The sequence below is a fragment of the Streptomyces sp. NPDC048278 genome (assembly GCF_040652195.1).
GTDB lineage: Bacteria > Actinomycetota > Actinomycetes > Streptomycetales > Streptomycetaceae > Streptomyces.
Genome location: NZ_JBEZLP010000004.1, coordinates 192,786 through 217,114, shown reverse-complemented (window position 1 = coordinate 217,114; position 24,329 = coordinate 192,786). Strand labels below are relative to the sequence as shown.

General features: G+C 70.4%; 20 protein-coding genes and 2 tRNA genes. 17 read left to right on the top strand and 5 right to left on the bottom strand.

The genetic code is table 11. The features are described from left to right. Positions 1-230 precede the first annotated feature (230 nt). Positions 231-1,034 (top strand): DNA-formamidopyrimidine glycosylase family protein, encoded by an 804-nt coding sequence (locus AB0D74_RS09615; RefSeq protein ID WP_362582383.1) that lies wholly within the window; start codon positions 231-233, stop codon positions 1,032-1,034. Between the two features lie 22 nt (positions 1,035-1,056). On the opposite strand, the gene AB0D74_RS09610 is transcribed toward AB0D74_RS09615, so the two are convergent. Continuing rightward, the gene (locus AB0D74_RS09610) at positions 1,057-2,298 is read right to left on the bottom strand and encodes a GNAT family N-acetyltransferase (RefSeq protein WP_362582380.1); all 1,242 of its coding nucleotides are present in this window, start codon (positions 2,296-2,298) and stop codon (positions 1,057-1,059) included. A 174-nt stretch (positions 2,299-2,472) separates the two neighbouring features. Between AB0D74_RS09610 and AB0D74_RS09605 the strand changes: the two genes are divergently transcribed. Then, positions 2,473-3,636 carry a PP2C family protein-serine/threonine phosphatase gene (locus AB0D74_RS09605; RefSeq protein ID WP_362582377.1) on the top strand — a complete coding sequence of 388 codons (1,164 nt, stop codon included), beginning with the start codon at positions 2,473-2,475 and terminating at the stop codon, positions 3,634-3,636. A 399-nt stretch (positions 3,637-4,035) separates the two neighbouring features. Next, positions 4,036-4,482, top strand: a complete 447-nt coding sequence (locus AB0D74_RS09600; protein ID WP_362582375.1) for an HD domain-containing protein — start codon at positions 4,036-4,038, stop codon at positions 4,480-4,482. A 6-nt stretch (positions 4,483-4,488) separates the two neighbouring features. On the opposite strand, the gene AB0D74_RS09595 is transcribed toward AB0D74_RS09600, so the two are convergent. Next, positions 4,489-5,613, bottom strand: coding sequence for an acyltransferase family protein (locus AB0D74_RS09595; protein WP_362582373.1), 1,125 nt, complete (start codon positions 5,611-5,613; stop codon positions 4,489-4,491). A 460-nt stretch (positions 5,614-6,073) separates the two neighbouring features. Between AB0D74_RS09595 and AB0D74_RS09590 the strand changes: the two genes are divergently transcribed. Then, positions 6,074-6,268, top strand: coding sequence for a hypothetical protein (locus AB0D74_RS09590; RefSeq protein ID WP_217549461.1), 195 nt, complete (start codon positions 6,074-6,076; stop codon positions 6,266-6,268). A gap of 41 nt (positions 6,269-6,309) precedes the next feature. Here AB0D74_RS09590 and AB0D74_RS09585 read toward each other — a convergent pair whose 3' ends face one another. Together AB0D74_RS09585 and AB0D74_RS09580 are read right to left on the bottom strand one after the other, a co-directional pair. Further along, positions 6,310-6,522 (bottom strand): hypothetical protein, encoded by a 213-nt coding sequence (locus AB0D74_RS09585; RefSeq protein WP_362582369.1) that lies wholly within the window; start codon positions 6,520-6,522, stop codon positions 6,310-6,312. Positions 6,523-6,620: 98 nt separating this feature from the next. Further along, positions 6,621-6,691, bottom strand: a tRNA-Gly gene (locus AB0D74_RS09580). A gap of 224 nt (positions 6,692-6,915) precedes the next feature. Between AB0D74_RS09580 and AB0D74_RS09575 the strand changes: the two genes are divergently transcribed. The 5 genes from AB0D74_RS09575 (at position 6,916) to clpX (ending at position 11,769) form a co-directional block, all read left to right on the top strand. Further along, a tRNA-Pro gene (locus AB0D74_RS09575) sits at positions 6,916-6,992 on the top strand. A 186-nt stretch (positions 6,993-7,178) separates the two neighbouring features. Beyond that, a complete protein-coding gene (gene tig / locus AB0D74_RS09570) occupies positions 7,179-8,567 on the top strand; it encodes a trigger factor (protein ID WP_362582367.1) in 1,389 nt (462 codons plus the stop codon). 371 nt (positions 8,568-8,938) lie between these two features. Continuing rightward, a complete protein-coding gene (locus AB0D74_RS09565) occupies positions 8,939-9,547 on the top strand; it encodes an ATP-dependent Clp protease proteolytic subunit (RefSeq protein WP_362583058.1) in 609 nt (202 codons plus the stop codon). Between the two features lie 67 nt (positions 9,548-9,614). Beyond that, positions 9,615-10,280, top strand: coding sequence for an ATP-dependent Clp protease proteolytic subunit (locus AB0D74_RS09560; protein ID WP_362582364.1), 666 nt, complete (start codon positions 9,615-9,617; stop codon positions 10,278-10,280). A 202-nt stretch (positions 10,281-10,482) separates the two neighbouring features. Continuing rightward, entirely contained in the window at positions 10,483-11,769 is a 1,287-nt protein-coding gene (clpX, locus tag AB0D74_RS09555) for an ATP-dependent Clp protease ATP-binding subunit ClpX (RefSeq protein ID WP_093503035.1), read from the top strand. A 66-nt stretch (positions 11,770-11,835) separates the two neighbouring features. Here clpX and AB0D74_RS09550 read toward each other — a convergent pair whose 3' ends face one another. Next, positions 11,836-12,834 (bottom strand): hypothetical protein, encoded by a 999-nt coding sequence (locus tag AB0D74_RS09550; protein ID WP_362582359.1) that lies wholly within the window; start codon positions 12,832-12,834, stop codon positions 11,836-11,838. A gap of 137 nt (positions 12,835-12,971) precedes the next feature. On the opposite strand from AB0D74_RS09550, the gene AB0D74_RS09545 reads away from it, so the two are divergent. From AB0D74_RS09545 to mreD, 8 genes are all read left to right on the top strand, one after another. After that, positions 12,972-15,596 carry a valine--tRNA ligase gene (locus AB0D74_RS09545; protein WP_362582356.1) on the top strand — a complete coding sequence of 875 codons (2,625 nt, stop codon included), beginning with the start codon at positions 12,972-12,974 and terminating at the stop codon, positions 15,594-15,596. A gap of 168 nt (positions 15,597-15,764) precedes the next feature. Then, positions 15,765-18,260 carry a SpoIIE family protein phosphatase gene (locus tag AB0D74_RS09540; protein ID WP_362582353.1) on the top strand — a complete coding sequence of 832 codons (2,496 nt, stop codon included), beginning with the start codon at positions 15,765-15,767 and terminating at the stop codon, positions 18,258-18,260. Between the two features lie 73 nt (positions 18,261-18,333). After that, on the top strand, positions 18,334-19,791 hold the full coding sequence (locus AB0D74_RS09535; protein WP_362583055.1) for a folylpolyglutamate synthase/dihydrofolate synthase family protein: 1,458 nt from the start codon (positions 18,334-18,336) through the stop codon (positions 19,789-19,791). Positions 19,792-19,793: 2 nt separating this feature from the next. After that, positions 19,794-20,150 (top strand): DUF4233 domain-containing protein, encoded by a 357-nt coding sequence (locus AB0D74_RS09530; RefSeq protein ID WP_362582350.1) that lies wholly within the window; start codon positions 19,794-19,796, stop codon positions 20,148-20,150. A gap of 471 nt (positions 20,151-20,621) precedes the next feature. Then, entirely contained in the window at positions 20,622-21,035 is a 414-nt protein-coding gene (gene ndk, locus AB0D74_RS09525) for a nucleoside-diphosphate kinase (protein ID WP_093503045.1), read from the top strand. A gap of 328 nt (positions 21,036-21,363) precedes the next feature. Next, on the top strand, positions 21,364-22,383 hold the full coding sequence (locus AB0D74_RS09520) for a rod shape-determining protein (RefSeq protein ID WP_004001297.1): 1,020 nt from the start codon (positions 21,364-21,366) through the stop codon (positions 22,381-22,383). Between the two features lie 197 nt (positions 22,384-22,580). Next, positions 22,581-23,534, top strand: a complete 954-nt coding sequence (gene mreC / locus AB0D74_RS09515; RefSeq protein ID WP_362582346.1) for a rod shape-determining protein MreC — start codon at positions 22,581-22,583, stop codon at positions 23,532-23,534. Between the two features lie 14 nt (positions 23,535-23,548). Continuing rightward, complete coding sequence (gene mreD / locus AB0D74_RS09510) at positions 23,549-24,226, top strand: rod shape-determining protein MreD (RefSeq protein WP_362582343.1); 678 nt, start codon at positions 23,549-23,551, stop codon at positions 24,224-24,226. Positions 24,227-24,329 lie beyond the last annotated feature (103 nt).

Genomic DNA, 24,329 nt, shown 5'->3' with positions numbered 1-24,329 from the left:
ACAGGGCACCTGCGGAGCGGGGCCCTGGTCGGGCTCCCTGCGGGGTGCCTGTGGGGCGGCCCTGGCAGGGCTTCCCGCCGGGCGGCTCTGGCCTGGCTTCTGCGGGGTACCTGCGGGGGACCCTGGCTGGGGCGCTGTGGGATGTTGACTGGTGGGGCGCTTCGGATCTGTTCGACGTTCACCTCTCCACTGACCGAGTCGGGTGGGTGGGTGGGAAAGGAATGGCCTCAGTGCCAGAGGGGCACACGATTCATCGGCTTGCGCTGGACTACCGGCGGCTCAGCGGACCCGTACGGGTCACCAGCCCGCAGGGCAAGTTCTCCGACGCCGCCGCGCTGATCGACGGTGCCCCCCTCACCCGTACCGAGGCGCACGGCAAACATCTTTTCCTCGGCTTCCGCGACAGCGACTGGGTGCATATCCATCTCGGCCTCTTCGGCAAGGTGGGGTTCGGTGACGCCCCCGCACCGCCACCCACCGACACCGTCCGGCTGCGGCTCGCGGACGCGACGTCGTACGTCGACCTGCGCGGCCCGACCACGTGCGCGCTGATCACGGGGGAGGAGAAGGACGCCGTACACGCCCGCCTCGGCCCGGACCCGCTCCGTGCCGACGCCGACCCGGACGCCGCGTACCGCAGGATCTCCCGCAGCCGTACGACCGTCGCCGCCCTGCTGATGGACCAGAAGGTCATCGCGGGCGTCGGGAACGTCTACCGCGCCGAGGTCCTGTTCCGGCACGGGATCGACCCCTACCGCGCGGGCAAGGACATCACCCCCGCCGAATGGGACGGCATCTGGGCCGACCTCGTCGGACTCATGCACGAGGGCGTCCGCAACAACCGCATCGACACCGTCCGCCCCGAGCACACCCCCGAGGCGATGGGCCGCCCGCCCCGCGTCGACGACCACGGCGGCGAGGTGTACGTCTACCGCCGGGCCACCCTGCCCTGCCACCTCTGCGGCACCGGCATCCGCACCGCGGACCTCGCCGCCCGCAACCTCTTCTGGTGCCCCGCCTGCCAGCAGCGCTGACCACGCGGGGAGAACCGGCGGCCTAGAAGCCGTGCGGCAGCCACGGCGGCACCGGTGACCCGAACGCCACCGACGCCTCCGCCAGCGCCCCCGGCCGCACTTCGCCCACCCGCCCGGCCCGCGCCAGCGACAGCAGGGACACGCCACCGAGGTACGCCGCCCCCAGCTCCCGTACCGACAGCGTCAGTTCGGCCGCGTCCGTCGTACGCTCGCAGGACGCCCCCTTGGTGTCCCCGGTCAGCCGCCAACGCCCCGCGTTCCAGGGGCAGAAGGTGTCCGCCACCTCCAGCACCACGTCCACCGGCGTCTGGTAGGTGCGCGCCGCGAGCGCCGCGCCGACGTCCACGAGACGCACGTACCCCATGTCCCGCAACCGCGTCAGACAGCGCCGGATGTCGGAGACCTGGTGCTGCCAGGCGTCGTCGACCGGCCGCCCCCGTACCGTCAGCTTCGACATCAGGTCGATGCCGAACAGGAACCGCCACAGCGCCGCGTCGCTCGCCGGATCGAGCGCGGCGAGGTCCTCCAGGGACACCGTGCCGTCGTGCCCGCTCGGCGACCAGCCCAGCTTCGTACGGAACCGGGCGTACCCGGTGACCTTCCCGTCCCGCTCGGCGACCACGCACTGCAGCGCCGACGCCCCGCCCCGCTCGCTCTCCGGGTCCAGCAGGCCCGCCCGCTCCCAGCCCGGCTGCCGGGCCAGCATCCCGGGCCGCAGCGGCACCAGCTCCGCGTAGACCGCCTCGCACGCGTCGAGCACGGCGGCCGGGTCGGCGTACCGCAGCCGTATGTCACCGGTGCCGGCCGGCACGTCGAGCGTCACCCGGCCCGTGTCGATCTCGGCATGCAGCTGGAAGGTCGCGGCGCCGTACCCGAACCGGCCGTAGATCGCCGGCTCGGAGGCGGTCAGGGCGGCCAGCGGCTCGCCCCACTCCCGTATGTCGTCCAGCTGGCGGCGCATCATCGACGTCAGCACCCCGCGCCGCCGGTGCGTCGCGGCCACGCTCACCATGGTGATCCCCGCGGTGGGCAGCACGGCACCGCCCGGCACCGTCATCCGGAACCGGAACGCGCCCGCCGTCCCGACCAGTTCGGAGTCGTCCCAGACGGCCAGCGACCGCTCGCACTCCGTCAGGGACCGGTCCAGCGCACGCTCCTCGGCCGAAGCCGAACCGGCGCCGAAGGCCCGCACCAGGTGGTCCCACCACCCGTCGAACTCCTCGGGACGCAACACCTTCAACTCGGTCGCACGCTCGGTCGCCATACGCCATGACTAGCAGGGCATTGCAGGACGAGCCAGCGAATTTCTCCCGGACGGCGACGCGGGGGCTTCCGGTGAAGTTCACTGTGAAGTCGCACTCGAAGGTGAGCCTCGGACGGGGGACAAGTGGGACCTCCCGTGCCAAGCAGCTGGTCCGATGGATAGGGTCCCGAACTAATGGCAGTAGACCGAGAGCGGCGCGCGAAGGCCGAGACGCTTCCGGCCCGGTGGAAAGTGCAGTGGCACCGGGTCCGCGTCGGCGTGCGCAGAAGCGCCGTGGACTACTTCCGTGGCGACGGCTCCGACTGGATCGCCCTGGTCGGACTGCTGCTGACCGTCCCGGTCCTCGCTTCGATGACCCTCGCCAACTCGGTCTGGTTCTCGCCGGCCGCGCTGGTCCTGCCGATCATCGCGGGCGGCCTGCTGCTGCGCCCGGCGAGCCTGCTCGGCCTGTACGCGGCGGCGGCCACCGCCCTGATCGTGGAGTCGGTACGGCTCGGCCCCTACACCGAGGGCCCCTCCCGGGTCACCCCGGGCGTGGTCCTCGTCGTCGCCGCCTGCGGTTTCTTCGGTCTGCTCACCGCCCAGTTCCGCAGCCGGGTCGGCGTGCCCTGGCGGCGCGGCGGCACCATGCTCTTCGACCTGCGCGAACGCATCCGGGTGCAGAGCAAGCTGCCGAAGCTGCCGCCCGGCTGGCACCGCGAGATGGCCCTGCGGCCGGCCGGCGGCCAGTCCTTCTCCGGCGACTTCGTGGTCGCGGCCCGCACGAACAACGGCCGCACGATGGAGGTCGTCCTCACGGACGTCTCCGGCAAGGGCATGGACGCGGCGTCCCGCGCGCTGCTGCTCTCCGGCGCGTTCGGCGGCCTCCTCGGCTCGCTCCCGCCCCACGCGTTCCTCCCCGCCGCCAACGGCTACCTGCTCCGCCAGGACTGGGACGAGGGCTTCGCGACCTCCATACACCTGGTCCTGGACCTCGACTCCGGCGACTACGAGCTGTACTCCGCGGGCCACCCGCCCGGCCTCCAGCTCAGCGCCGGCAGCGGTCGCTGGGAGGAGAAGGCCGCCGAGGGCCCCCTCCTCGGCGTGTACGACGGCGCCCAGTTCGACCCCGTGAAGGGCTCTCTGCGCCCCGGCGACGTCCTCATGATCTTCACGGACGGCCTGGTCGAGACGGCCGACCGCGACATCGTCGAAGGCATGGACCGCCTCACGGGAGAAGCCGACCGCTACGTCGCCGGCGGCTTCCACGGCGCCGCCTGGCACCTCATCGAGGCAGTCGCCAAGGACGTCAACGACGACAGAGCCCTCCTCCTCATCTGCCGCGAGGCGACACGATGACCGCGCCCGCGGACCGCCGACGCCTGCGGGCGCGCGGTGGCCGACCGCGCAGTTCCCCGCGCCCCTGACGGAGCGCTTCGCGCCGTGCCCCGGGATGCGGCTGCGGGCCGCCGACGCCTGCGGGCGCGCGGTGGCCGACCGCGCAGTTCCCCGCGCCCCTGACGGGGCGCTTCGTACCGCGGCCCGAGGGTGTGGCTGCGGACCCCTGACGCCTGCGGGCGCGCGGTGGCCGGTCGCGCAGTTCCCCGCGCCCCTGACGGAGCGCTTCGTGCCGCGCCCCTTGTGGGGCTACTCAGCTGCGGGCAGGCGTGCCGCAGGGCGGCACGGGTGGGCGCGGCGGTGCGCGGTCGGCGCCGGTGAGCGTTCCCAGCCTCCGCCCGGCCACGGGATACTCGCACCGTGGACATCCTCAGCCTCGCCGACGTGGAGACGCTCGCCCGGACCGCTCACGCGGCGCAGACCGACAAGGCCGGGCGTCCCTACGCCGAGCACCTCGCCGCCGTCGCCGACGGCGTCCGTGCCCGCGGCGGCGACCCGGACCAGATCGCCGCCGCCTGGCTGCACGACGCCGTCGAGGATCACGCCCTCACCGAGGAGTGGCTGGACACGGCCGCCCTGAGCCCCCGCACGAAGGCCATCGTGCTCGCCCTCACCAAACACCCGGGCGAGCCCCCGGAGTCGTACGCCCACCGCGTCCGCACCACCCCCGGCGCCCTCCTCGTCAAGGAAGCCGACCTCGCGCACAACGCCGACCCCGGCCGTCTCGCCGTGCTGGACGAGTACACCCGTACACGGCTGACCGAGAAGTACGCCCGGATGCGCGCCCTCCTCGGCCTCGCCGGGTAGGCACCCTCACACGCCGGCCATCTCCCGGCTCCGCGGCTCCCGCTCCCGCTCCCGGGCCGGTTCCACCGCGTCCCGCCGGAACGCCCAGTCCATCCGCGGCTCCATGGCGAACCGGAACACCCGCCGCACGGGCCGCGTGCACAGCAGCGTCACGCACGCGCCCGCGAGCGCCGTGACGAGGATCTCGCCGAGCGGCCCGTGCAGCCACTCCGGGTCGAACCAGCCCGCGTGGACGCCGTACTTCACGACGAAGCCGTGCAGCAGGTAGCCGTACAGCGTGCCCGCGCCCAGCGCCGTGAACCACGTCCGCCGGCCCGGTACCCAGGAGAAGAAGCCGGCCGTCAGCAGCATCGAGCAGCCGAACATGCCGAGCACCATCAACGGCCCGCACCACCACGGCGCGCCCAGCTCCTGCGCGGAGTCCCGGTGGTAGAACCACGCGGTGTTCAGCCGCGGCACCGACCACCACGCGAAGGCCAGCGCGAGGGCGAACACCGGCACCGCGGCGATCCGCACCGGCCACCGGCGCACCAGCCGGAAGTGCTCGGGCCGCAGGCACAGGCCGAGCACGAAGTACGGCAGGAACTGCAGCACCCGCTGGAGGTCGAGGTCGTCACCGATGGACGGCGACACGGACGCCAGCATCGCGACGCCGAAGGCGACCGGAAGGGGATGGCGGACCGCCTTCCACAGGGGCGTGGTCAGGCGCCAGACGAACAGCGCGCACAGGAACCAGGTCAGGTACCAGGGATCGAGCAGGCTGATGTCCTGGCCGGAGTCGCCGACGACGAAGCGCTGGAAGAGCGAGTAGCCGGTCTCGAACAGGATATAGGGGACGACAACCCCGGTGACCAGCCGCTTCAGCCGGTCGGGGCGCATGTCGAAGTTCCGGGAGAAGTAGCCGGAGACGATGATGAACGCCGGCATGTGGAACGCGTACACCACGCAGTACAGCGCCTCCAGGACGCGGCTGTCGCCCTTCAGCGGCTCCCATGAGTGACCCATCGCGACGAGCACGATCGCCAGGTACTTGGCGTTGTCGAAGAACGCGTCGCGCGGTCTGCCCGCCGGCGGTCGGGCCGGGGGACGTGGTGTTCGGTTCTGGCCGGGGGACGTGGCGGCGTCAGACATCTGAGGCACCCTAGCGTCGCCTGTGGGATTTCGTAAAACCGCCCATGTGTTTCCTGGTAATCGGCGACAACCGAATCCTGAGGGCCGGATGATTTACCGGGGGCGATGCCTGCGCCTATGCAGTTCCATGCTCCACTTACACCCGCGATGTCCTTATTCATCCCTACTAATTGGTGCATAACGGCCGCAGGTCGCCGCCCTTTGCCGTGCCTGTGTCAATAATTCGAATGGGCTGCGCGCGAGTTGTGTGGACACGGAAACCATGTCCGTCAATTGCCGTGGATCCGCGGGCGGGTGGGGCCTCGAATTGCAGTGCGGGCAGATGCCGGTGTGAGGTGAGTTGTCGACGTTGTGTCACGAACCGCATAGTGCGGCCGGGTTGGTGGCACGATGGATCTGGCGGGGGTGCGGGGCCGTACCCCAGGGCCGGAGAGCGGACCGACCGAGGGTGTGATCAGTTGTGGCTATTTCACTGTCTGTAGTGCTGCTGTTGGCGATCATCCTTGTGGTGCTGATGAGAGGGGGGAACATCAAGGCGGGCCCCGCGATCGTCGCCGTCCTGTTCGGCTTCTTCCTCGCGTCGACCGGGATGGCCCCCTCCATCCAGCGCTTCCTCGACTCGCTGGCGCAGACCATAAACTCGATCAACTTCTGACCGCGGGAGCCGGCCGTCGGTGGCAGTGCCCGTCCGTCCGTCTATCCGTGCGCGACGGGGACCTGCTTCCAGCCGTCGACCGACCTCGTCACGAAGAGGACCCGGTAGACCTCGCGGGTCCACACGGTTGCACCCTCACCGTGCCCGGGGAGTTCCTGGAACGCCTCTTCCTCCGAGTCGTAGCTGTACGTACGACCCTTCGCGTCCTTGACCATCCACTCTCTGCCGGGCAGCCCGGCGGCTCCCATGGCCATGCCGGCTTCTCCTTCGCCGCGGACCAGGCCCCGACAACGCCGCAGGCCCAGGTCACAGGGGTAAATTTACCCCCCTGGCCTGGGCCTGGGCCATTCGGAGCGGGCGACGGGAATCGAACCCGCGTAGTCAGTTTGGAAGACTGAAGCTCTACCATTGAGCTACGCCCGCACAACATGCGCCGCAGGTCGGGGACCGCGGCACAGAAGGCATCGTAGCGGGTCGTCCGCCGCCTAGGCCAACGCGATTGGTCTGCGGGGACACGACCGGGAGGACGACCGGGAGGACGACCGGGAGAGGCGGCCCGGGACCTGCCGCGGACGCGTCGCCGGTACGGGTGAACAAAGCGGCCGACGCAGGCGGCCCGGGCATGTACCCTACGTGTCGCACCGGAACGGGGTGTGGCGCAGCTTGGTAGCGCGTCCGCTTTGGGAGCGGAAGGCCGTGGGTTCAAATCCCGCCACCCCGACCACCACCTGACGGCGTCCGTCTTGATCGCCTTTTGGGGCGCTGAGCCGCTGCGGTTACTATGCAAGCTGCGCGCCCGCGTGTCCCGGCCCCCGCACGGCGGCCTACGAACTCCTCCGGGCGGCGAAACTCCGCCGGGCCCCTCTGGCACCGGCAGAACCCGAGAAGTCAGCCACAAGGAGACCGAACCGTGAAGAGCGCCGTGGAGACCCTGAACCCGACCCGGGTTCGGCTCACTGTCGAGGTGCCCTTCGAGGAGCTCAAGGACAGCCTCGACGCGGCGTACAAGAAGATCAACCAGCAGGTCACGGTGAAGGGCTTCCGCAAGGGCAAGATCCCGGCCCGCGTCATCGACCAGCGGTTCGGCCGCGGTGCGGTCCTGGAGGAGGCGGTCAACGACGCGCTTCCGAAGTTCTACACCGAAGCGGTCAACGAGGCCGAGCTGAACCCGCTGGGCCAGCCCGACGTCGACATCACCGAGCTGAAGGACGGCGAGACGCTGAACTTCACCGCCGAGGTCGACGTCCGCCCGGCCCTCGAGATCCCGGACTACTCGGGCATCGAGGTCGAGGTGGACGCGGTCGAGGTCAGCGACGAGGACGTCGAGAAGTCGGTCGAGCAGCTCCGCGAGCGCTTCGCCTCCACCTCGCCGGTCGAGCGGGCCGCCGAGGACGGCGACGTCGTCACCATCGACCTGGAGGCCAAGGTCGACGGCGAGGTCCTGGAGGACGGCATCGCCAGCGGTGTCTCGTACACCATCGGCTCCGGCGAGCTCCTCGACGGCATCGACGACGCCGTGAAGGGCCTGGAGGCCGGTGGCGAGGCCACCTTCACCTCCGAGCTCAAGGGCGGCTCCGCGGCCGGCCGCGACGCCGAGGTCACCGTCAAGGTCACCCAGGTCGCCGCCCGCGAACTGCCCGAGCTGGACGACGAGTTCGCACAGCTCGCCTCCGAGTTCGACACCCTGGACGAGCTCAAGGAAGACAGCCGCAAGCGGCTCGCCAACATGAAGACGTACGACCAGGCCACGCAGGCCCAGGAGCGCGTCCTGGAGAAGCTCCTGGAGCTCGTCGAGGTGCCCGTCCCCGAGAAGCTGCTCGAGGACGAGATCAACACCCGCAAGCACAACCTGGAGCACCACCAGCTCGGCCAGATGGGCCTCGACCTCGACAAGTACCTGGAGATCCAGGGCAAGACCGCCGAGGAGTTCGAGACCGAGACCCGCGAGGCCGCGGTCAAGGGCATCAAGACCCAGTTCGTCCTCGACGAGCTGGTCAAGGTCGAGAAGCTGAACGTCAACCAGGAGGAGCTCACCGAGCACCTCATGCGGCGCGCGGCCTCCTCCGGCATGTCCCCCGACCAGTTCGCCCAGGCCGTCGTCGAGGGCGGCCAGGTTCCGCTCCTGGTCGGCGAGGTCGCCCGCGGCAAGGCCCTGGCCGTCGTGGTCGAGGCCGCCACGGTGAAGGACACCAACGGCGAGATCGTCGACCTGGACGACGAGGACGAGGACGAGACGGAGGCCCCCGAGGCCGCCGCCGAGGCCACCGACGCCCCCGCCGAGGACAAGACCGAGGGCTGAGCCCTACGGCGCCCGTAACGGCGTACAGAGGGGCTCCTGGGCACTGTCCCGGGGGCCCCTTCGTCGTTGCGGCCGGGGCGGCTGCCCCCGATGGCGGCGCAGCCGCCGTTCGGGGGCGCGGGGAACTGCGCGACCAGCCCCACGCACCCGCACGCGCCCCCGTACCGCACCCCGAACGGCGCTACGCCCCCGGCGAACAGCCCTGTTACCGGGATTCCCCGAAGGGACCATCGCGTTAGGGTCCATGAGTACGAGGGCAAGGGGACCGGAGTCCGACAGGACTGCAGCCCCCGGCCAAGCCCCCGGCTAGGGAAACGTGAGACGGCCCGGCGCCGTCGTACAGACGAGCAGGTGGATACGTGACGAATCTGATGCCCTCCGCCGCCGGCGAGCCTTCCTTCGGTGGTGGCCTCGGTGACCAGGTCTACAACCGGCTGCTCGGTGAGCGGATCATCTTCCTGGGCCAGCAGGTGGACGACGACATCGCCAACAAGATCACCGCACAGCTGCTGCTGCTCGCGGCCGAGCCCAACAAGGACATCTTCCTCTACATCAACAGCCCCGGCGGCTCGGTGACGGCCGGCATGGCGATCTACGACACCATGCAGTTCATCCCGAACGACGTGGTGACCATCGCGATGGGCATGGCGGCCTCGATGGGCCAGTTCCTGCTCACCGGCGGTACCGCGGGCAAGCGCTTCGCGCTGCCGCACACCGACATCATGATGCACCAGGGCTCCGCGGGCCTGGGCGGTACGGTCTCGGACATCAAGATCCAGGCCCAGTACCTGCTGCGCACCAAGAAGACCATGTCCGAGCTGACCGCCCTGCACTCCGGCCAGTCCGTCGAGACGATCGTCCGCGACGGCGACCGCGACCGCTGGTTCACCCCGGAAGAGGCCAAGGAGTACGGTCTTATCGACGGGATCATCACGCATGCCTCCGGTGTTCCGGGAGGCGGCGGCACCGGTGCCGCCTGAGCCCGGCCAGGCCGCACTCCGCCGAGACTCCAGCCCCCCGAACGCCACCAGGACGGTGAACACCCTCATGACCAACATCCCCGGCGCCGCTGACGCCCGCTACGACGGGCCCCGGCCCGACGCCCGCTACGTCATCCCGCGCTTCGTCGAGCGCACCTCCCAGGGCATCCGCGAGTACGACCCGTACGCGAAGCTCTTCGAGGAGCGCGTGATCTTCCTCGGCGTCCAGATCGACGACGCCTCCGCCAACGACGTCATGGCCCAGCTGCTGTGCCTGGAGTCGATGGACCCCGACCGGGACATCTCGATCTACATCAACAGCCCGGGCGGCGACATGACCGCCCTCACGGCGATCTACGACACGATGCAGTTCGTGAAGCCCGACATCCAGACGGTCTGCATGGGCCAGGCGGCCTCCGCCGCGGCGATCCTGCTGGCCGCCGGCACGCCCGGCAAGCGCATGGCGCTGCCGAACTCCCGGGTGCTGATCCACCAGCCGGCCGGTTCCACCGGCCGCGGCCAGCTCTCCGACCTGGAGATCATCGCCAACGAGTTCACGCGGATGCGCGACCAGCTGGAGAACATGCTGGCCAAGCACTCCAACCGGCCGATCGAGCAGGTCCGCGAGGACATCGAGCGCGACAAGATCCTCACCGCTGAGGAAGCGCTCGACTACGGCATCGTGGACCAGATCATCTCCACCCGGAAGATGAACAACGCGGACGTCCGCTGACAGAGGCCGCTGACAGAGAATGTATTCTCTGCCGCCCTTGGCATGGTTTGACCGCGCGCACCGCAGGGTGCACGTCAAAGTGAACCGTGCCAAGGGGGGCCCGTACGGGGGGCCCGGCAAGGTACCGTCGACATAAGGCAGCACCAGGAGCCGCTGGATTCGAAAGAGTCCAGGCGTCTCCCAGGCGAAGGGGAAGCACACCGTGGCACGCATCGGTGACGGCGGCGATCTGCTCAAGTGCTCGTTCTGCGGCAAGAGCCAGAAGCAGGTCAAGAAGCTCATCGCAGGGCCCGGTGTGTACATCTGCGACGAGTGCATCGATCTCTGCAACGAGATCATCGAGGAGGAGCTCGCCGAGACGAGCGAGGTGCGCTGGGAGGAACTCCCCAAGCCCCGCGAGATCTACGAGTTCCTGGAGGGCTACGTGGTGGGCCAGGAGCCCGCCAAGAAGGCCCTCTCGGTCGCGGTGTACAACCACTACAAGCGCGTCCAGGCAGGGGAGAACGGCGGCGCCCAAGGCCGCGACGACGCCATCGAGTTGGCGAAGTCCAACATCCTCCTGCTGGGCCCCACCGGCTCCGGCAAGACGCTCCTCGCGCAGACCCTGGCCCGCATGCTGAACGTGCCGTTCGCGATCGCCGACGCCACCGCGCTGACGGAGGCCGGCTACGTGGGCGAGGACGTGGAGAACATCCTCCTCAAGCTGATCCAGGCCGCGGACTACGACGTCAAGAAGGCCGAGACCGGGATCATCTACATCGACGAGATCGACAAGGTCGCCCGTAAGAGCGAAAACCCTTCGATCACGCGGGACGTCTCCGGCGAGGGTGTGCAGCAGGCCCTGCTCAAGATCCTCGAAGGCACCACGGCCTCCGTCCCGCCGCAGGGCGGTCGCAAGCACCCGCACCAGGAGTTCATCCAGATCGACACGACGAACGTCCTGTTCATCGTGGGCGGTGCGTTCGCCGGTCTGGAGAAGATCATCGAGTCCCGGGCGGGCGCCAAGGGCATCGGCTTCGGCGCGACCATCCGCTCCAAGCGCGAGCTGCAGTCCAAGGACCAGTTCGAGGACGTCATGCCCGAGGACCTGGTCAAGTTCGGCATGATCCCGGAGTTCATCGGCCGTCTCCCGGTCATCACCTCGGTCCACAACCTGGACCGCGAGGCCCTGCTCCAGATCCTCATCGAGCCGCGCAACGCGCTCGTCAAGCAGTACCAGCGCCTCTTCGAACTCGACGGCGTGGAGCTGGACTTCGAGCGTGAGGCCCTGGAGGCCATCGCCGACCAGGCCATCCTCCGCCAGACCGGCGCGCGTGGTCTGCGCGCCATCATGGAAGAGGTCCTCATGTCGGTGATGTACGAGGTCCCGTCCCGCAAGGACGTGGCCCGCGTCGTCATCACCGCCGACGTCGTCCACTCCAACGTCAACCCGACCCTGATCCCGCGCGACGCGCGCGGCCGGGGCGCGGGGGAGCAGAAGTCGGCGTAACCCCGTCTCCACAGCGAAGCGCCGGGCCCTCCGCGGAGGAACCCGGCGCTTTCGCGTGCGTCGGCGCTACCTCTTGACGACGCGCACCTCACCCCGCACGCCGGCCGCGATCTTCGCCGACTCGTCGAGGCTGTACGTCTTCACCGCCGCCGTCGGCTCCACCATGCCGATGGTGCTGTAGTCCGCCCAGATGCACAGGTAGGCCGTCTGGGCCTTGCCGGTGAGCTGGTTCTTGCCCTTCGCCTGCTGGCACTTCATCACCGCGCCGTCCAGCCCGGCGGGCGAGACCGACTGCGCGTCCCCGGTCAGCTGCACGCTGTCGTCCGAGGAGCCGTCCTTCTTGATGTTGGCGAAGGTGGCGTCCAGCGCGGCCTGCGGGTCCTTCACCGAGCCGTACACCCCGAAGAGCGTGACGTTCTCGGCGGTCTGCGCCTTCGCGACGTCCGCCGGGTTGCTGGTGTCCAGCGACGCCAGGTCCAGGGTCGAGTAGATCGCGGTGACCGAAGTGGCGTCGGTGACACCGGACTTGGCGAGGTCCTGGGCGTCGCTCGAACTCGCCTTCTGCTCGCTGGCGTCACCGACCCGCTTGTACTTGGCGGACAGGATCGAGGCCGGCGCGGACAGCTTGTGCGGACCGTCGTTCTTCAGCGCGCCGGATCCGCTCCAGCCGAGCACGAAGTACGCCCCGACGCCGATCGCCGCCACCACGGCGACCGCCCCGATGACCAGCCCCGTCTTCTTCTTCCCGCCGCCCGGCGCCGGCGGCTGCGGCACGCCGTAGGGCTGCTGGCCGTACGGGGGCTGGCCGTAGGGCGGCTGCTGCTGGCCGTACGGGTTGTCCTGCGGGGGAACGCCCTGGGACGGGTAGCCGTAGCCCGGCTGCGGGGGCTGCGGCGGCTGGCCGTAGGGTCCCGGCTGCGGCGGAGCCTGCTGCGGGTAGCCGTAGCCGGGCTGGGGCGCCTGGGGCGGCTGCGGCGGCTGGCCGTACGGGCCCGGCTGCTGCCCGTAGGGTCCCGGCTGCTGCGGCGGCGGCGCGCCGTACGGGCCCGGCTGGTTGTAGCTCATCTCTGGGTTCCCCTCCAGATGCTTATGTGTTCCTGACATCCTGGCGCAGGCACAGGGGACTCATGGCTCGGGGGTGCCCACCGTTACGGAACAAACGCGTTTCGGGACACCCCTGAGACACCCCTAAACTGGGCCCCGTGACCGAGAATGCTCAGCAGCAGCCCACAGCGCCCAGCACCGAACTGCCGACCCAGTACGCGCCGGCCGACGTAGAGGGGCCGCTGTACGAGCGCTGGGTAGAGCGCGGTTACTTCACGGCCGACGCCAAGAGCGACAAGCCCGCGTACACCATCGTCATCCCGCCGCCCAACGTCACCGGCTCCCTGCACCTGGGCCACGCCTTTCAGCACACGCTGATGGACGCGCTGACCCGCCGCAAGCGCATGCAGGGCTTCGAGGCGCTGTGGCTGCCCGGCATGGACCACGCCGGCATCGCCACCCAGAACAAGGTGGAGCAGCAGCTCGCCGAGGAGGGCAAGTCCCGCCACGACCTGGGCCGCGAGGAGTTCGTCGAGCGGGTCTGGCAGTGGAAGGACGAGTACGGCGGCAGGATCCTCGGCCAGATGCGGCGCCTCGGTGACGGGGTGGACTGGAGCCGTGAGCGCTTCACCATGGACGAGGGCCTGTCCAAGGCCGTCCAGACCATCTTCAAGAAGCTCTACGACGACGAGCTGATCTACCGCGCCGAGCGCATCATCAACTGGTGCCCGCGCTGCCTGACGGCCATCTCGGACATCGAGGTGGAGTACCAGGAGGACGCCGGCGAACTCGTCTCCATCCGCTACGGCGAGGGCGAGGACAGCCTCGTCGTCGCCACCACGCGCGCGGAGACGATGCTCGGCGACACCGCCGTCGCCGTCCACCCCGACGACGAGCGGTACAGGCACCTGGTCGGCAAGCGGATCAAGCTCCCGTTGACGGACCGCACGATCCCCGTCGTCGCCGACACCCACGTCGACCCCGAGTTCGGCACCGGCGCGGTCAAGGTGACCCCGGCCCACGACCCGAACGACTTCGAGATCGGCCGCCGCCACGACCTGCCGGCGCTGACCATCATGGACGAGCACGGCATCATCACCGTCCACGGCCCCTTCCTCGGCCTGGACCGCTTCGAGGCCCGCTCGGCCGTCGTCGGCGCGCTGAAGGAACAGGGCCGCATCGTCGCCGAGAAGCGCCCCTACATGCACTCGGTCGGCCACTGCTCGCGCTGTAAGACCACGGTCGAGCCGCGCCTGTCCATGCAGTGGTGGGTCAAGGTCGGGCCGCTCGCCAAGGCCGCCGGTGACGCCGTCCGCGACGGACGGGTCGGGATCCACCCCGAGGACATGTCGAAGCGCTACTTCGACTGGGTCGACAACATGCACGACTGGTGCATCTCGCGCCAGTTGTGGTGGGGCCACCGCATCCCGATCTGGTACGGCCCGGACGGCGAGGTCGTCTGCGTCGGCCCCGACGAGGCACCGCCGAGCGGCGAGGGCTGGACCCAGGACCCGGACGTCCTCGACACCTGGTTCTCCTCCGGCCTGTGGCCCTTCTCCACGCTGGGCTGGCCGGAGAAGACCCCGGACCTGGAGAAGTTCTACCCGACCGACGTCCTGCTCACGGGCCACGACATCATCTTCTTCTGGGTCGCCCGGATGATGATGTTCGGCCTGTACGCCATGGACGGGGTCGCGCCCTTCCACACCATCGCCCTGACCGGCCTGGTCCGCGACGAGTTCGGCAAGAAGATGTCGAAGTCGAACCCGAACGCGGTCGACCCCCTGGTGTGGATGGACGCGTACGGTTCCGACGCGGTCCGCTTCACCCTCGCCAACGGCGCCAACCCGGGCGCGGACGTGCCGATCGGCGAGGACTGGGTCAAGGCGTCCCGGAACTTCACCAACAAGATCTGGAACGCCACCCGCTTCGCGCTGATGAACGGCGCCACCATCGAGGGCCCGCTGCCGGACGCCGCCGAGATGTCCGCGGCGGACCGCTGGATCCTCTCGCGGCTGAACACCACGGTCGCCCAGGTCGACGCGTACTACGACGACTTCCAGTTCGCGAAGCTCGCCGACGCGCTCTACCACTTCGCCTGGGACGAGGTCTTCGACTGGTACGTCGAGCTGTCGAAGACGACGTTCTTCGCGGGCGGTGACCAGGCGAGGGTCTCCGGCCGGGTCCTCGGCGAGGTCCTGGACGTGATGCTGCGGCTGCTCCACCCGGTCATCCCGTTCGTCACGGACGCCCTGTGGACCACGCTCACCGGGGGCGAGTCGCTCGTCGTGGCCGACTGGCCGAAGGACTCGGGCTTCCGTGACGGGGCCGCCGAGAAGGAGATCGAGCTGGTCCAGCAGGTCATCACCGAGGTCCGCCGGTTCCGCAAGGACCAGGGCCTCAAGGACGGCCAGAAGGTCCCTGCCCGCCTCGACCTGGACGGCACGGCCCTCGCCCCGCACGAGGCGGCCATCCGCCAGCTGCTGCGCCTGCAGGCCGAGGGCGACGCCTTCGCGGCGACCGCGACCCTCCCGGTGGCCGGTGCCACGGTCGCCCTCGACCTCTCCGGCACCATCGACGTCGCCGCGGAGCGCAAGCGCCTCGCGAAGGACCTCGCCGCCGCCGAGAAGGAGAAGGCCCAGGCGACCGGCAAGCTCGGCAACGAGGCGTTCCTGGCGAAGGCCCCGGACAACGTGGTCGAGAAGATCCGCACCCGGCTCGCCAAGGCCGACGAGGACATCGCCCGCATCCGGACCCAGCTGGACCGCCTCCCGCAGGCGTAGCCGCACCGGCTTCCGCAGGCGTCCGGCAGCCCCCTCCACGGGGCCGCCGGGCGCCTGCGGGCGTTTCCCGGGTCGCGCAGCGCCATCCGGCCGTCGCCCTACAATCCAGAAGTAGGAACATGACCGTAATGTTCCGCTTTGGTGCCATGCGGCGGAGGGAACGCCCACATGCAGCGCAGGGGCCGGACGAGGACGCCTCCGCACCGGGGACTGGTCCCCCTGACGGCCGGTGCGGGCGGCCTGCTCGCAGTGCTCATGGGCCTCGTCTTCCTGACGCTGGTGCTGGCGATCGCGGACGCCCAGCACTCCCTGCTCTCCGCGCGGAGCGGCCGGCCCGCCCTGGACCAGATCGGCGTCGTCCAGGGCACCGTCCTCGACATGGACGGCGGTCAGCGCAGCTACGTCATCACCCGCCAGGACGCCTTCCTCGAACCCTGGCGGACCGCCCGGGCCGCGTTCCCCGCACAGGCGCGGCGGCTCGTGGACGTCAGCACCTCCTCCGGCCAGCGGCAGCTCGCCCGGCAGATCCAGCGGTCCGGCCAGTCCTTCATCGACGACTACTCGGTCCCGCTCGTGGCCGAGGCCCGGACCGGCGATCCCGACGCGAGCAGCACCGCACGCACGCTGGAGGGCAAGCAGCGGCTCGACGCGCTCCGGGGCCAGTTCTCCCGCTACCTCCACGACGAACGCGTCGCGATCAGCCGGCGCGAGAACGCACTCGAGGCCCGGATGCGCATGCTGACGATCGCCGCGTCCGTCGGCGTCGGCGCGGCGGTCCTGCTGATCGTCGCCTACGGCGCCTACGTGACCCGGGTGATCGTCTGGCCGGTGCGCAGGATGGCCCGCTTCGCGACCCGGCTCGCCGCCGGGGACATGGGCGCCCGGGTGCCGCTCTCCGGGCGCCGGGAGATCGGGCAGCTGGAGGCCGCGTTCAACACCATGGCGGGCTCGCTGGAGAAGAGCCACCGGCGGCTGCGGCTGCTCTACGACGCCAGTACCGTCGGCAACACCCTGGACGTGGGGCGCACCGCCGACGAACTGGTGCGGGTGGCCGTCCCCCGCTTCGCCGACTTCGTCACCGTCGACCTGGAGGAGTCGGTGCTGCACGGCGGGGAACCGACGGCCGCCGAGACCGTCCTGCGGCGCGTCGCCCGCGGCGGCGTCCGCGACGACCCCCCGCTGGACCCCACCGGAGCCCTGATCGCCGTGGACCCGCCGCCCGGTGCCGACCGGCACACCGCAGCCGCCCCGGCCCTCATGGCCGACCTGCGGGTCACCCGAAGCGGGCGGTTTCCCGACGCGCGCCACAGCGAACGGCTCCTCGACTACGGCATGCGCTCGCTGATCACCGCGCCGCTGTCGGCACAGGGCGTCCTGATGGGAGTGATCGTCTTCTGGCGCACCCGGGACTCCCCGCCCTTCGAGGAGGACGACCTGTCCGACGCCGAGGAACTCGCCGCGAAGTCCGCGACCGCCATCGACAACGCGCGCCGCTACACCCGGGAGCGCGAGACCGCGCTGGCGCTCCAGCGCAGCCTGCTCCCGCACGGCCTGCCCGACTGCGCGAGCGTCGACTTCGCCTACCGCTACCTCCCCACCGGCACCCGGGCCGGCGTCGGCGGCGACTGGCTCGACGTGATCCCGCTGTCCGGCACCCGGGTGGCCCTGGTCGTCGGGGACGTCGTCGGCCACGGCATCCAGGCCTCCGCCACCATGGGCCGGCTGCGCACGGCGGTCCGCACCCTCGCCGACGTCGACCTGCCCCCCGACGAACTCCTCACCCACCTCGACGACCTGGTCCTGCACCTCGACGACGGCGTCGGCGAGCAGACCGGCGAGGTGGGTTCGACCTGCCTCTACGCCGTCTACGACCCGGTCTCGCGGCACTGCTCGCTGGCCAGCGCCGGCCATCCGCTGCCCTTCGTGATCACTCCCCAGGGTGTGGCGGAGCCGGCCCCCGGCCAGGCCGGCCCGCCGCTCGGGCTCGGCGGGCTGCCGTTCGAGACCACCGACCTCGACCTCGCCGAGGGCTCCACGCTCGCCTTGTTCAGCAACGGCCTGGTGCACTCCCGCGACCTCGACCTGAGCCGCGGCCTCGACCGGCTGCGCCGCGCGCTCACCGCGGCCGGGGAGGCGGAGCCGCTGGAGGAGTCCTGCGAGCGGGTGGTGGCCGCGCTGCGCACCGGCGAACCCGCCGACGACGTCACCCTGCTGCTCGCCCGCACCCGCGGCCTGCCCTGCGACCAGGTGGCCGCCTGGGAGGTCCCCGCGGACCCCGAGCAGGTCGCCGGGGCCCGGACGCTGGCCACCGAGCAGCTCGCCGCCTGGCGACTGGACGAGCTGGCCTTCACCACCGAACTGGTGGTCAGCGAACTCGTCACCAACGCCGTCCGCTACGGCGGCTCCCCGATCCAGCTGCGGCTCATCCGCGACACCAGGATGCTGATCTGCGAGGTCTCCGACGGCAGCAGCACCGCCCCGCACCTGCGGCGGGCCCGGGTCTTCGACGAGGGCGGCCGGGGCCTGCTGCTGGTGGCGCAGCTCAGCCAGCGGTGGGGGACCAGGCAGACCTCCGCCGGCAAGACGATCTGGTGCGAGCAGGCGCTCCCGGCGACCGTCGCGCCCACGCGTCCGCGGGGCTCCGTAGACTGGTGCCGTGAGTGATCTGCCTCCGCGCGACCCCCATGAGAGCTTCGACGGCGACTTCGAGGACGGCTTCGAGGCCGGCTTCGACGACATCGTCGCGGCCGAGACGGACCGTGACCCCGATCTCGCGGTGATCGAGGCCGGCAGCCGCACCCTGCGCACCCAGGGCGGCCCGCAACAGGCCGACGTCCCGGGCCGGCCCGAGGACCCCGAGGTCGACCGGGCCCTGCGCGAGGTGGAGGCGGAGCTCGCCACCCGCTGGGGCGAGACCAAGCTGGAGCCGTCGGTCACCAGGATCGCCGCCCTGATGGACGTGCTGGGCGAGCCCCAGCGGTCCTACCCGTCGATCCACATCACCGGCACCAACGGCAAGACCTCCACCGCCCGCATGGTCGAGGCCCTGCTCGGCGCCTTCGACCTGCGCACCGGCCGCTACACCAGCCCGCACGTGCAGTCGATCACCGAGCGCATCAGCCTCGACGGCGCCCCGATCTCCGCCGAGCGGTTCATCGAGACGTACGAGGACATCAAGCCCTACGTCGAGCTGGTCGACGCCCAGCAGGAGTACCGGCTCTCCTTCTTCGAGGTGCTCACCGGCATGGCGTACGCGGCCTTCGCGGACGCCCCCGTGGACGTCGCCGTCGTCGAGGTCGGCATGGGCGGCTCCTGGGACGCCACCAACGTCATCGACGGGGACGTCGCCGTCGTCACCCCCATCGACCTCGACCACACCGACCGCCTCGGCGAGACCACCGCGGAGATCGCCGGCGAGAAGGCCGGGATCATCAAGCAGGACGCCACCGCCATCCTGGCCCAGCAGCCGGTCGACGCGGCGCAGGTGCTCCTCAAGAAGGCCGTCGAAGTCGACGCCACCGTCGCCCGCGAGGGCCTGGAGTTCGGCGTGGTCGCCCGCCAGGTCGCCGTCGGCGGCCAGATGCTCACGCTGCGCGGCCTCGGCGGCGAGTACGACGAGGTGTACCTCCCCCTGCACGGCCCCTACCAGGCCCACAACGCGGCCGTCGCGCTCGCCGCGGTCGAGGCGTTCTTCGGGGTCGGCTCCCAGCGCCCCGAGCCCCTCGCCATCGACACGGTCCGCAAGGCCTTCGCGGCCGTCTCCTCCCCGGGCCGCCTCGAAGTCGTACGGCGCTCTCCCACCGTCGTCCTCGACGCCGCCCACAACCCGGCCGGCGCCCGCGCCACCGCCGAGGCCGTCGGCGAGGCCTTCGACTTCAGCAGGCTGATCGGCGTGATCGGGGCCAGCGGCGACAAGGACGTCCTGGGCCTCCTGGAGGCCTTCGAGCCGATCTTCGCCGAGGTCGTCGTCACCCAGAACTCCAGCCACCGCGCGATGGACGCGGACGAGCTGGCCGCGATTGCCGTCGAGGTGTTCGGCGAGGACCGCGTCCAGGTCGAGCCGCGGCTGCCCGACGCCCTGGAGGCGGCGATCACGCTGGCCGAGGAGGAGGGCGAGTTCGCCGGCGGCGGCGTGCTGGTCACCGGTTCCGTCATCACCGTGGGCGAGGCCCGCCTGCTCCTGGGGAGGCCCTGACCATGCGCACGCTCTGTTCCTCCACCCTGATCGGCGAGTTCTTCGTCATCGGCTTCGCCGCGCTGGTCGCCATGAAGGACCCCGACCTGTCCACCAGCACGGTGTGGCTGGTCAGCGGCATCGCGATGTTCCTCTGCGTGGCCCTGTGCGGCGTGATCACCCGCCCCGGCGGCGTCGCCCTCGGCTGGACCCTCCAGATCGCCCTGGTCGCCTCCGGGATCTACGTCCCCACCATGTACTTCATGGGCGCGATCTTCGCCGCCCTGTGGTGGGCCTCGGTCCACTACGGCAAAAAAATCGACGAGGCCAAGTCCCGCTTCACCACACAACCCACCCAGAACACCCCATCGGGCGCATGAGGACGAGAACCGGCCGGTATCCCCTCCCAACTCGTCGGGCGTGCGGCGAGGACAAGGACCGGTCTGTACCGCCTTCCAGCTCGTCGGGTGGGTGAGGGCGAGGGCCGGTCTGTATCCCCTGCTCGTCGGGCGCGCGTGGACGAAAGCCGGTCCGCGTCCCCTCCCAGCCCGTCCGGCGTGTGAGGGCGAGGGCCGGTCGGTACCCCCTCTCAGCCCGTTGAGGCCGTGAGGGCGAGGGCCGGTGCGTACCGCCTCCTGGCTTGTCAGGTGTGTCAGGGCGAGGGCCGGTCCGCGCCGCCACTCAGCCCGTCCGGCGTTTGAGGACGAGGCCGTTCAGGCCGAAGCGGGGGGCCGGGGGCGGCAGCCCCCGAAGACGGCGCCCCTAACGACCCGCACACTGTGTAACGGCCGCTCAGACCGGCCCTGTAGCCTCTCCTCACCGCACACGGCCAGTACCGAAGGAGCTCTCCCGTGACCCAGCGCACCCTCGTCCTGCTCAAGCCCGACGCCGTCCGTCGGGGCCTGACCGGCGAGATCATCAGCCGAATCGAGCGCAAGGCCGGCTGGCAGATCACCGCGCTGGAGCTGCGCACCCTGGAGCGCGCCACGCTGGAGCAGCACTACGCCGAGCACGTCGGCAAGCCGTTCTACGAGCCGCTGGTCGAGTTCATGTCCGCCGGCCCCTCCGTCGCCCTGATCGTCGAGGGCGAGCGGGTCATCGAGGGCATCCGCGCCCTGGCCGGCCCCACCGACCCGATCGCCGCCGCCCCCGGCTCCATCCGCGGCGACTTCGGCGTGATCGTCCGCGAGAACCTGATCCACGCCTCCGACTCGGAGGAGTCCGCCGAGCGCGAGGTCAAGATCTTCTTCCCCGGCCGCGCATAGCCGCCCGGGCCCCGCAAAGGGCCCGTACGGAGTTTTCGTGGAAGTTCTTGACGAGGCGTCAGCCCGCTGAGCTGCGTGACCTGGGACGGCCGAACGATTTCGGCCGTCCCTCGGCATATGCGTGCCGATCGGGGGAACGAGTGGCCCCGTCGGACCGTCTCCACAAGCGAGGCGGCCGTACACGTGCTGACAATGGCGAAGACCCTCGCGCAGTGTTCGTGCAGGCGCGTCTACGATGTAAGCCTTCACGTCACAGCACCCACTTCGCCGACCTGAAATGCCCTCAAAAGCTCCCGGGAAGGCCAGACGAATCCTGATGGGGAACTCAATGTCGTTCATCGGCCGTGACATGGCTGTCGACCTCGGGACCGCCAACACGCTGGTGTACGTCAGGGGTCGCGGGATCGTACTCAACGAGCCGTCCGTTGTCGCGATCAATACGAACACCGGTGGAATTCTGGCGGTCGGCGCGGAGGCGAAGAAGATGATCGGGCGCACGCCCGGCAACATCGTCGCCGTGCGCCCGCTGAAGGACGGCGTGATCGCCGACTTCGAGATCACCGAGCGGATGCTCCGCTACTTCATCCTGAAGATCCACAAGCGCCGCTACCTCGCCCGGCCGCGGGTGGTCGTGTGCGTGCCCTCCGGTATCACCGGCGTCGAGCGCCGTGCCGTCATCGAGGCGTCGTCGCAGGCCGGTGCCCGCCAGGTGCACATCATCGAGGAGCCCATGGCCGCCGCCATCGGCTCCGGCCTGCCGGTCCACGAGGCCACCGGCAACATGGTGGTGGACATCGGCGGCGGCACCACGGAGGTCGCGGTCATCTCGCTCGGCGGCATCGTCACCGCCCAGTCCATCCGCGTCGCGGGCGACGAGCTGGACAACGCGATCATCCAGCACATCAAGAAGGAGTACTCGCTCCTCCTCGGTGAGCGGACGGCCGAACAGATCAAGATCACGATCGGTTCCGCGTACGACCTCGACTCCGACGAGCACACCGAGATCCGCGGCCGGGACCTGGTCTCCGGCCTGCCCAAGACCGTCGTCATCTCGGCCGCCGAGGTCCGCAAGGCGATCGAGGAGCCGGTCAACGCGATCGTCGACGCCGTCAAGACCACGCTCGACAAGTGCCCGCCGGAGCTGTCCGGCGACATCATGGACAGGGGAATCGTTCTGACCGGCGGCGGAGCCCTGCTGCGCGGTCTGGACGAGCGGCTGCGCCGGGAGACCGGCATGCCGATCCACATCGCCGAGGACCCGCTGGACAGCGTGGCGCTCGGCTCCGGCAAGTGCGTCGAGGAGTTCGAGGCGCTCCAGCAGGTCCTGGACGCCCAGCCGCGCAGATGACGTAACTCTTCGATTCCGCCGTACGAGATGATCCCCTCTCGTACGGCGGATCGTTGATATGGAGGCATAGGCTCGCACAGGGCGAGTTCTCCACCCCCCCACAAGCCTCCGCACCCCACCCCCCGCATGCTTCACAAGCTACCGCAATCGCAATCAAGCCCCGCAAGTTCCTATTGAGGAAGGCACGGCCGCCGCACGTGAGGGACACGAAAGAGAGCCGGCTGCTCCTGGTGCTGCTGATCGCCATCGCGTTCGCGCTGATCACGGTGGACATCCGAGGTGGCAGGAACTCCCCGGTCGACGGCGCCCGGCAGGCCGCCGCAGCGGTCTTCGGCCCGATCGAGAACGGCATGTCGACGGTGGTGGACCCGGTCGGAAACGCCGTCTCCGCCGTCCGTGACTCCGGCGAACGGCACGACCGGCTGGCCCGGCTGGAGAAGCAGAACGCGACCCTCAAGGCGAAGCTCGGCAGCGACGACCGCAACCGCAGCCGCCTGAGCCAGCTCGAGAAGATGCTCAACGTCGCCGCCGAGGGCCAGTACGGCATCAAGGGCGCCCAGGTCATCGCCATAGGGTCGGCGCAGGGCTTCTCCTGGACCGTCACCATCGACGTCGGCTACAACGACGGCATCAAACGCGACATGACCGTCCTCAACGGCAACGGCCTGGTCGGCCGCGTGACCACGGTCGGCCCGGACGCCTCCACCGTGCTGCTCGCCAACGACCCCGACTTCACCGTCGGCACCCGTATGGAGGGCAGCGACGAACTCGGCTTCGCCTCCGGCCAGGGCGACCGCCCGCTGCGCGTCGAACTCCTCGACAGCAAGGCCGAGGTGAAGAAGGGCGACCGGCTCGTCACCTTCGGCTCCCAGGGCGACAAGCCGTTCGTGCCCGGCGTCCCGGTCGGCACGGTCACCAGCGTCGACCCCTCCAACGGCGGCCTGACCCGCACCCTGTACGTGACCCCGTTCGTGTCCTTCACCAAGCTCGACATCGTCGGCGTGGTCGTCCAGGCACCGAAGAAGGACCCGCGCGACGAGGTGCTCCCGGCCAAGCCCAGGCCGACCCCGACCCCGACGGTGACCGTCACGGTCACCCCGTCCGCGGGCGCGAGCACCAACGCGTCCGACACCACCGGCGAGCAGCAGTAGGAGCTGAATCCCCCATGCGTGTCAACCGGATCCTGCTCTCCTCCGCCCTGGTCGTCGTCGCCCTGGTGATCCAGGTGAGCGTCCTCGCCCGCCTCCACCTGCCCGGCGCCGTCCCCGACCTCATGCTGCTCACCGTCCTCGGCCTCGCCATGGTCTACGGCCATGTCGGCGGCGCCCTCGTCGGCTTCGGCGCCGGCCTCCTCGCCGACCTCGCGCCGCCGGCCGACCACGCGGCCGGCCGCTACGCCCTGGTGCTCTGCGTCGTCGGCTACTGCGCCGGCCTCATCAAGCCGGAGAACGGCCGCCTGAAGTCCGCGACCGGCCCGATGCTCGTCGTGGTCGCCGCCGCCATCGGCTCCACCCTGCTGTACGCGGGCGTCGGCGCCCTCGTCGGCGACACCGCCGCCCGGCACGTCGGCATGACCAGCCTGCTGATCACGGCCGCCCTCTACGACCTGCTGCTCGCCCCGTTCGTGGTCCCCGGCGTCATGGCCCTGGCCCGCCGCGCCGACAACGACCCGCTCACCGAGGCCAACTCCGGCGGCAAGGCCGGCGACATCTCCTCCGGCTGGATCTCCTCCGGCACCGGGATGCGCATCGGCGGCCAGCGCGGCGCCCTCGGCGGCCTCAAGGCCAGGGCCCGCACCCGCAACGTCCGCGTCGGCCGCATCAAGGGGGTCAAGCGCCTGTGACCAGGGGGGAGTTCACCCGAACGGGTGCACGGGGGCGGAACGCGGTCTCACAGGTCGATCGTTCATCATTCGTACGCGCACGCGCATTTGTGCAGGGAGAGGG

What these genes read in the sequence shown, in the direction of transcription:
- AB0D74_RS09610 (WP_362582380.1), bottom strand. Translation starts at nt 2,298, where the DNA reads ATGGCGACCGAGCGTGCGACCGAGTTGAAGGTGTTGCGTCCCGAGGAG.
- AB0D74_RS09605 (WP_362582377.1), top strand. Translation starts at nt 2,473, where the DNA reads ATGGCAGTAGACCGAGAGCGGCGCGCGAAGGCCGAGACGCTTCCGGCC.
- AB0D74_RS09595 (WP_362582373.1), bottom strand. Translation starts at nt 5,613, where the DNA reads ATGTCTGACGCCGCCACGTCCCCCGGCCAGAACCGAACACCACGTCCC.
- AB0D74_RS09585 (WP_362582369.1), bottom strand. Translation starts at nt 6,522, where the DNA reads ATGGCCATGGGAGCCGCCGGGCTGCCCGGCAGAGAGTGGATGGTCAAG.
- AB0D74_RS09565 (WP_362583058.1), top strand. Translation starts at nt 8,939, where the DNA reads ATGCCCTCCGCCGCCGGCGAGCCTTCCTTCGGTGGTGGCCTCGGTGAC.
- AB0D74_RS09560 (WP_362582364.1), top strand. Translation starts at nt 9,615, where the DNA reads ATGACCAACATCCCCGGCGCCGCTGACGCCCGCTACGACGGGCCCCGG.
- AB0D74_RS09550 (WP_362582359.1), bottom strand. Translation starts at nt 12,834, where the DNA reads ATGAGCTACAACCAGCCGGGCCCGTACGGCGCGCCGCCGCCGCAGCAG.
- AB0D74_RS09540 (WP_362582353.1), top strand. Translation starts at nt 15,765, where the DNA reads ATGCAGCGCAGGGGCCGGACGAGGACGCCTCCGCACCGGGGACTGGTC.
- AB0D74_RS09530 (WP_362582350.1), top strand. Translation starts at nt 19,794, where the DNA reads ATGCGCACGCTCTGTTCCTCCACCCTGATCGGCGAGTTCTTCGTCATC.
- AB0D74_RS09520 (WP_004001297.1), top strand. Translation starts at nt 21,364, where the DNA reads ATGTCGTTCATCGGCCGTGACATGGCTGTCGACCTCGGGACCGCCAAC.
- mreD (WP_362582343.1), top strand. Translation starts at nt 23,549, where the DNA reads ATGCGTGTCAACCGGATCCTGCTCTCCTCCGCCCTGGTCGTCGTCGCC.